This window comes from Dellaglioa sp. CoH-55-MRSF-9 (genome assembly GCF_056782155.1).
Genome location: NZ_JBXAYG010000189.1, coordinates 1 through 231, shown reverse-complemented (window position 1 = coordinate 231; position 231 = coordinate 1). Strand labels below are relative to the sequence as shown.

The window sequence follows — 231 nt, the reverse complement described above, 5'->3', positions numbered from 1 at the left end:
GCGTAGCCGTTGTCGAAGACCGACAGCGGGTCCGGGTCCTGGAGCGCGACGACGCCCTGGCGCATCTCGGCCGCGACGCGGTCGGCGTGCTCCTGGATGGCGGTGAGGCGCTCCGGGGTGAGCAGCCTCTCGGCGGCGAGGTGGGCCTCCACGCGGGCGATCGGGTCTTTCGCGCGCCACTCGTCCAGCTCGGCCGGGTCGCGGTAGCGGCTCGGGTCGTCGGCGGTGGTG

1 protein-coding gene is annotated in these 231 nt (G+C 74.9%); it reads right to left on the bottom strand.

The window, feature by feature from the left end; all coding sequences use genetic code 11:
- The coding region (locus AC1RPV_RS08295) for a thiamine pyrophosphate-dependent enzyme (protein ID WP_481764286.1) at positions 1 to 231 on the bottom strand (231 nt) is incomplete at both ends.